This is a genomic window from Streptomyces sp. NPDC057623 (assembly GCF_042800355.1).
In the GTDB taxonomy this organism is placed as follows: domain Bacteria; phylum Actinomycetota; class Actinomycetes; order Streptomycetales; family Streptomycetaceae; genus Streptomyces.
This window is the reverse complement of sequence record NZ_JBHVGZ010000149.1, coordinates 1-6,981: the sequence shown is the minus strand read 5'-3', so window position 1 is coordinate 6,981 and position 6,981 is coordinate 1. Positions and strand designations below refer to the sequence as shown.

The following is a 6,981-nucleotide window of genomic DNA, read 5'->3' as shown; positions in this document are numbered from 1 at the left end:
TCGAGGTCGAAGGTGGTGACGATGAGGACGCGGGTGCGGCCGCCGGTGGCGATGATGCGGCGGGTGGCCTCGATGCCGTCCATGCCGGGCATGCGAATGTCCATGAGGACGACGTCGGGGCGGAGTTCCGCGGTCATCCGGACTGCCTCGGCGCCGTGCTCGGCCTCGCCGACCGGTTCCAGGCCCGCTGTGCCCTCCAGGAGCATGCGTACGCCCATACGCTGGAGGGGCTGGTCGTCGGCGATGAGTACGGTGGTCATGGCAGATGGTCTCCTGATGCCGACGGGCCGGGTGCGGCGGGTACCTCCAGTACGACGTCCACGAGCCAGCCATGTCCGGTCCCCCGCGGTCCGATGTTGACGGAGCCGCCGTACATGGCGGCCCGCTGGCGGATGCCGATCAGGCCGTGCCCGGCCTCGCCCGGGCCGGTTCGTGGTTCCGGCTTCGTTCGTACGGACACCCCCGGCGGTGCGCCGGTGTCGGCGACCCGGATCCGCACCTTGCCGGCATCGGCCGTCACGGAGACCTCGGCCCTGGAGCCGGAACCCGCGTGCTTGAGCGTGTTGGTCAGGGCTTCCTGGACGATGCGATAGACGGTGAGCTGCACGCCGCTGCCCAGCGAGTCGAGGTCGCCGACGGTTCGATAGGTCACCGTCAGACCTGCTGCACGTACCCGCGCCAGCAAGGGATCCAGATCATGGATCCCCGGCTGTGGGCTGAGCATCCGCGCGTCCTCCCGCTCCTCGCGCAGGACGCCCAGGACCCGGCGCAGTTCGCTCATGGCCTGGCGGCCGGTGTCGCCGAGGATACGCAGGGCCTCGGCCGACTGCTCGCCCCGGTTGGCGGCGAGGGTCGCGGCGCCGTCGGCCACGCTGACCATGACCGAGAGATTGTGGCCGACGATGTCGTGCATCTCGCGCGCGACCCGGGAGCGCTCGGCGGCGGCGGTGAGTTGGACGCGCTGGTCGCGCTCGATCTCCAGGCGTCTGGCACGGTCCTCCAGCGCCGCCAGGTACATCCGGCGGATCCGCAGGGTCAGACCGATCGCCATGGCCGCCGTCGCCGTGCCCAGCAGGAAGAACAGGCCGCGCAGCGGATTGCCGACATCCACCAGGACGCAGACCGCCACACTCGTCTCGGCCACCGTCACCGCGGCGGCCCAGCCCAGCACGCGCAACGAACCGTGCAGGGCCAGCGTGTACAGGGCGACCAGCGTGCTGATCCCGGCCTGCTGCCACACGCCGAACGACCACTGGACGAGGGATACCAGAGCGATCACGAAGAAGGTGACGGCCGGGGCCCGGCGGCGCCACCACAGCGGCACGATGAGTGCCGCGGCGAAGAGGTAGACGACGCCGGACGGTACCTGACCACGGTGGACCGCCTCCCCGAAGGGACCGCGACTGCCGCTGGAGAGCAGGTCGGGCAGGCTGATGAGGACGACGACCAGCACCACCACGGTGTCGAGCAGCCACGGATGCCGGCGGTCCAGCAGCTGCCGGTCTTGCCGGCCGCGCCAAATTCGCCCCAGGACCGGGTGAGCCCAGTCGGTGTCGAACCCGGGGGGCGGCGCTCCCGCCGCCCTCCGGGCGGTGTCCGCGGCGGCTGCCGCGCGTTTCGCGCTCATGGACACCATTGTCCTCACGCCCTGGTCAGGCGTCGGTCTTGACGAGTCGGAAGGCCGCCCCGGCGAGGGCCAGTGCCACCCAGCCGGCGAAGACCGCGAGCCCGGCGCCGGGTGAGAGGGAGCCGGAGGTCTCGTGCAGGGCGTAGACGGCCGAGCCCGCGTTGCTGGGGAAGTAGGGGCTGAGCGTGTCGTACCAGGAGTCGGGCAGCAGCGAGGCCAGGCCGGGCAGGATCAGCAGGACGCCGACCAGGGCCGCGATGGCTCCGGCGGACGAGCGGATCAGCACACCCAGGGCCACGCCGAACACGGCCACCAGGGCGAGGTAGACACCGGCGCCGGCCAGGCTGCGCAGGACGCCGTCGTCGGAGAGGGCCAGCGAGATCTGCTCGCCGTCCAGACCGGGGGTGCCCAACTGGAAGGCGGCCAGTGCTCCGAGGGTGGTGAGGATGAGGGCGATGGGCCCGATCACGAGGGCCTTGGACCACAGGACCGGCAGCCGGCGCGGTACGGCGGTGAGGGTGGAGCGGATCATGCCGGTGCTGTACTCGCCCGCGGACAGCAGTACGCCGAGCACGCCGACGGCCAGCGACGCGAAGGTCACACCGGTCAGGGCAAGACTGACCGCGTCACTGTCGCCGCCGGAGCCTCCTGGGCCGGGCGGACCGCCGGCCGCGGCGGCGTCGGGACTGTAGGTGTAGGCCGCCACGGCCCCGAAGAGGACCAGCAGGAAGACGGCGACGCCCAGGGTGATCCAACTGGAGCGCAGCGACCAGAACTTGGCCCACTCCGAACGCAACACCCGGAGGCCGGTCACCTTGTACGTCGTGCTGGAGGTGGCGGGCGTCCCGGGGTTGGGCGCCGCGGAGAGCCTCTGCCGCTTGCCCGGACGTTGGATACGGCTGTGTGCGGTGCTGGCAGGCATCAGGCGGCCTTTCGCTCGGTGTCGGCGGGAGCGCTCTGGTACTCGACGACATCGCGGGTGAGTTCCATGAAGGCCGTCTCCAACGAGACGGACTGCGGGGTGAGTTCGTACAAGGGCATCCCATGCTGCGCGGCGATCGCCCCGATCTCCCGGGCGTCGCGTCCGGAGACGAGAAGTTCCTCGGCGGAGGTGGAGCTGATCGTGACATCCGGTCCGGCCAGCAGCGAACGCAGCTTCACTGCCTCGCCGGTGGCGACCTTCACGCCACCGCCGCCGGCCTCCCTGGTGAAGTCGTCGACCGTGGTGTCCGCCAGCAGCCGCCCCCGCCCGATGATCACCAGGTGGTCGGCGATCAGCGCGGTCTCGCTCATCAGGTGCGAGGACAGCATCACGGCCCGGCCCTCATCGGCCAGGGAACGCAGCAGGTTCCGCACCCAGAGCACGCCTTCGGGGTCGAGGCCGTTGACCGGCTCGTCGAGCATGACGATCGCCGGGTTGCCCAGGAGGGCCGAGGCGATGCCGAGCCGCTGACCCATGCCGAGGGAGAAGGCGCCCACCCGCTTGCCGGCCACGCTGGTCAGCCCGGCCAGCTCGATGACCTCGTCCACCCGGCGGCGCGAGATGCCATGGGTGTACGCGAGCGCCATCAGGTGGTTGAACGCGCTGCGCCCCGGATGGACGGACTTGGCCTCCAGCAGAGTGCCGATCTCGTGCAGCGGGGCGGCGTGCCGGCCGTAGGACCGTCCGTTGACGGTGACCGAGCCGCCGGTGGGGGAGTCCAGGCCGACGATCATGCGCATCGTCGTGGACTTGCCCGCGCCATTGGGGCCCAGGAAGCCCGTCACCTCACCGGGCTTGACGGTGAAGCTCAGCCTGTCGACGACTGTCTTGTCGCCGTACCGCTTCGTCAGCTCACGCGCTTCGATCATGGGTGTGGGCCCTTCCTGCCTCGAACCTCGAACTCGGCCGCGGTTGCGGCGCGGCGCCTGTCTTCGAAGCTACGAGCGCAGCGGGTCAGGTCCTTGGGACTGCGGGGGAATCTTCGGCGGCCCAGTGGTACCGCGGTACCACTCGGAGGGGCTTGTTCCAGAAACAACGTGACAAATCACCAAGGAGCCTTGCGGGCGCCGGGAGGAGCAAGAGACGAGCTGAGAGACGAGTCGGCCAGGCGGGCGGACCCCGTGCACAGCCGGGTTCCACCCGGTGTCTCAGGGTGCCTGTCCGGCGGTCGTGGTCAGTCGGATGTCCCGGGAGGACGATCCGACGTACACCGACCGCTGACCGCGCGGCAGGACCCACTTCTTGCGCGTGCTGTCCCAGTACGACAGCTGCCGTTCGTCGACGCGAAGGCTGAGGCGGCGTGACTCGCCGGGGCTCAACTCCACGCGTTGGAAGGCGGCGAGAGTTCTGACGGCCATCTCGACCGGGGTGCCCTTGGGGGCACCGGCATAGACCTGGGCGACCTCGGTGCCGGTGCGCCGGCCCCGGTTGGTGACCGTGAACGACGCCACAAGAGTCCGGTCGTGGTGTCTGACGGAGAGCCCGGAGTAGCCGAACTCGGTGTAGGACAGGCCGTGTCCGAAGGGGAAGAGCGGTTTGATGCCGTACTTGTCGAAGTGCCGGTAGCCGGTGAAGACGCCTTCGCTGTACGTCACCGTCCTGTCGACGCCGTAGTAGCGCTCGGGGTGGGCAGGGTCGAGCACCGGGTGGTCGGCCTCCTCCTTCGGATAGGTCATGGTCAGCTTCCCGCCGGGATCGGCGCGGCCGAGCAGCAGGTCGGCGGTGGACCAGCCGCCCTCTTGACCGACGTATCCGGCGAGCAGGATCGTGCCGACCCGGTTCCGCCACGGCATGGTGACCGGGTCGCCGACGTTGAGGACGACGACGGTGCGGGGGTTGGCGTCGGCGACGGCGGTGATCAGCTCGTCCTGGTGCAAGGGCATCGTGAGGGTCGTACGGTCGCCGGAGCCGCCTGTGGAGCCGCCGGACCCGTTGAAGGCGAACACCACGGGAGTGTGTACCCGCTGCGCCAGCCGGGCTGTTGCCGCGATGTCGGCGGCGCGCTGTTCAGGGGTGACCCAGGCCAGGCGGACCTGGACGGGGACGCGGTCGTGGACGGTCTCCGGCCAGCCGGTGGCGGTGACCTTCACCGAGTAGGCACGGCCCGCGGCGAGTTGAGCGGTGGCCATGCCGTTGTCGAGGCCGTCGGTGGTGGGCACGATGCTCGACCACTTGCGCACGAAGCTGTCCCGGGAGGAACTGGCCGAGGCGATCTGCGTGCCGTCGAGCGTCAGGGTGACGGCACCGCCCCAGCCCTGGATCTTCAGCGCGTACTCGCCGGTGGCCGGTGGGGTCAGGGTGCCGGACCAGGTGTAAGTGGAGCCGATCGGGAGGGCTTTGGCGCCGGTGCGGTCGACATTCCGGTCCGTCACGCCGGAGTCCGGGGTGAGCACCGAGGCCGGAACAACGGTCCCGGTGAGGTCGACACCGACGGAGAACGCGATGTCGGCGCCCGAGGTCCGCCGCAGCGCCTCCAGCGGGCCGATCATGCGGTCCTCGAAGCCGTACGCCCGCTCGCCCGCGACCGACACGGCCACCTGAGCGGCGGTCGGGCCGATCAGGGCAAGGGAGTTCAGCGCCCGCCGGGACAGCGGCAGCCCACCATCGTTGGCGAGCAGCACCGCACCCTGGGTTGCCACCTCGCGGGCGACACGGGCGCCGGCCCTGACGTCGACGGCCCTGGGCGCGGGCTTACGGCTGCCGTCGAGGAGGCCGAAGCGATCGTACTGGTCGAGGATTCGCCCGACCGCGGTGTCCAGGGCGGACTCGGGGATGGCGCCGGACTCGATCGCGGCCTTCAACGGGGCGTCGAAGTACGACCCGTCGGGCATCTGCATGTCGAGTCCCGCCTCGATCGAGACGCTGTGGGTGGCGCCCCAATCCGAGGTGACGAACCCCTTGAACCCGAGTTCTCCGCGGAGGATGTCGGTCAAGGTCGGCTTGTGCTCGGAGTTCCACTCACCGTTGAGGTGGTTGTACGCCGCCATCACCGAGGACACTCCGGCCTGGACCACGGCCTCCCAGGCGGGGAGGTAGATCTCGTGCAGGGTGCGGTCGTCGACGCGGAAGTCGTAGTTGCTTTCAGGGTTCGCCCGGTCGAACTCGTGCAGACGCTGGTTGTTGGCGAGGTAGTGCTTGGCCATCGCGAGCAGGCCCTGCGCCTGCACGCCCTGGACCTGTGCGGCGGCGACGGCCGAGTTGAGGAAGGGGTCCTCGCCCGCCTGGTCCTTGTTGCGGCTGAAGTACGGGGCCCTGGACAGCTCGATCTGCGGGGCCAGCAGGACGTCCATGCCGAGCGCCCGTCCCTCACGGCCCATCACTTCGCCGTATGCGCGGGCGAGTCGGGGACTGAAGGCGGCAGCCAGGGTGGCCACCGGCGGCAGTCCGGTGGCCGACGCGGCCACGTTGACGCCGGCCGGGCCGTCGGACATCCGCAGCTCTTGTATGCCCAGGCGCCTGACGCCGGGGACATAGCCGGCCTGGCCCAGTCTGAGTGGGTCGGTGGTGCCCTGGACCAGGGAGATCTTCTCGTCGAGGGTGAGCCTGCCGAGCAGCGCGCGTACCCGCTTCGACGAGCCGGGGACAGGGTGCGCGCCGGCGGCGGCGGGTGCGGCCGTGGCCACCGGGCCGGCGGCGGCCAGGAACGCGAAGGCGGCTGCCGCACGGCCTAACTGCCTGAACAACTCGCGGCGGCTCGCGCCCTGTGGGATGTTGCCGGAAGACGTGATCATGTCGAAATAGCCCTCCTGAGGAATGGAGTCCCCGGTCCCGCAATCCGGTCGGACAGTGAAGCGCTCACACGTGTCAGTCCCGTGCCGTGTGCGGCGAGTGTCGAGTGTCTGAACAGGACTGGTCAAGAGGCGCGATAAGACGTCATTTCAGTTGGCGAGTCTGCGGTGGCATATGAGGGTCGCAGCAATGGAGGTGAAGGCGAGAAAGTGTTCCGGCTTTCGCTCGTAGCGGCGGTGGAGACGTCGGCAGCCGGACAGCCAGGACACGGTCCGTTCCACGACCCAGCGGTGTTTGCCCAGGCGTTGGGATGACTCGATGCCCTTGCGGGCGAGGCGGTGCCGGATGCCGCGGGAGGACAGCCAACGCCGCAGGTGCCGGTAGTCGTAGCCCTTGTCTCCGTGCAGTTTGCCGGGCCTGCGGCGTCGGGGGCCGCGGCGCGAGCGGATGGGCGGGATGCCGCGGACCAGCGGGATGAGGGCCTGGCTGTCGTGGAGGTTTGCGGCGGAGATGCCGATCGACAGCGGCAGACCGTGGCGGTCGACGATGAGGATGCTCCTATGGATAGTCAAGATGTGGGGCAGAGTTGCTCGGCGGTGAGTTGCGGGCGGGGTAGCAGACGGTAGATCTCGCGGGCAACGAA

At 70.0% G+C, this 6,981-nt stretch carries 6 protein-coding genes; all 6 read right to left on the bottom strand.

What is annotated here, in order from left to right; translation table 11 throughout:
* Positions 1-260: response regulator transcription factor (locus ACFU95_RS50570; protein WP_383844589.1), on the bottom strand; the 260-nt coding region annotated here is incomplete at its 3' end.
* Entirely contained in the window at positions 257-1,627 is a 1,371-nt protein-coding gene (locus ACFU95_RS50565; RefSeq protein ID WP_383844586.1) for a sensor histidine kinase, read from the bottom strand. The genes ACFU95_RS50570 and ACFU95_RS50565, both read right to left, overlap by 4 nt.
* Before the next feature lie 25 nt (positions 1,628-1,652).
* Positions 1,653-2,549: an ABC transporter permease gene (locus ACFU95_RS50560; protein ID WP_383844583.1), complete on the bottom strand. Its 897-nt coding sequence runs from the start codon at positions 2,547-2,549 to the stop codon at positions 1,653-1,655.
* Positions 2,549-3,478 carry an ABC transporter ATP-binding protein gene (locus ACFU95_RS50555; protein WP_383844580.1) on the bottom strand — a complete coding sequence of 310 codons (930 nt, stop codon included), beginning with the start codon at positions 3,476-3,478 and terminating at the stop codon, positions 2,549-2,551. Before ACFU95_RS50555 ends, ACFU95_RS50560 begins: the two co-directional genes overlap by 1 nt.
* Positions 3,479-3,757: 279 nt before the next feature.
* On the bottom strand, positions 3,758-6,340 hold the full coding sequence (locus ACFU95_RS50550; protein WP_383844577.1) for a glycoside hydrolase family 3 protein: 2,583 nt from the start codon (positions 6,338-6,340) through the stop codon (positions 3,758-3,760).
* 147 nt (positions 6,341-6,487) lie between these two features.
* Positions 6,488-6,922 (bottom strand): IS5 family transposase, encoded by a 435-nt coding sequence (locus ACFU95_RS50545; RefSeq protein WP_383844592.1) that lies wholly within the window; start codon positions 6,920-6,922, stop codon positions 6,488-6,490.
* Between the last annotated feature and the right edge of the window lie 59 nt (positions 6,923-6,981).